This is a genomic window from Neisseria sp. P0021.S006 (assembly GCF_051956895.1).
Genome location: NZ_JBQCWZ010000988.1, coordinates 1 through 544, shown reverse-complemented (window position 1 = coordinate 544; position 544 = coordinate 1). Strand labels below are relative to the sequence as shown.

1 protein-coding gene is annotated in these 544 nt (G+C 43.4%); it reads right to left on the bottom strand.

Going from position 1 to position 544, the window contains the following annotated elements; genetic code table 11:
- The coding region (locus tag ACTHUM_RS18315; RefSeq protein ID WP_440403724.1) for a class I SAM-dependent methyltransferase at positions 1 to 396 on the bottom strand (396 nt) is incomplete at its 3' end.
- Positions 397 to 544 lie beyond the last annotated feature (148 nt).

Sequence of the window (544 nt, the reverse complement as noted above, 5' to 3'; positions counted from 1 at the left end):
AGCCAGAGCCAAGCATTGAGATTTCATAGGCAGTCTTTTGCCATCAAACCACGAGCTCAACCCCCACAAAGATTTAGGGTTAAACCCCGTCAAAATCAACCTACCCTCGGGTTTTAATATCCTAAATGCTTCTTGCAACACCAAATCGGCAGTTGAAATTTCCAAAAGATGGGGCATCAATAACACATCCACGGAATGCGTTTCAAATGCCAACATTTCAGCATCCATCCGCACATCGCGCGGCACCACAATCATATTTTCAGACGGCCTCTGCCATATGCCGCCCAATTGAACCACCACTTGGCCATTCAAATATTGCAAATGCCGTCTGAAAAAATCCTCCTCTTTTTGAGCAAGATATTGCCCCATTGGCGTTTGCATAAAAAAAGTTTCCATTAAATGCTCCCCTATGCATCCCGACTTGTGTGACAGAATTTTAACACCACGACCACATCATACACGCAAATTCCCTGCCCGACTTGACGTTTGAATGCTGAAACGATACCATCGAAGGGACAAAATTTTATTATATATTTGATAACTC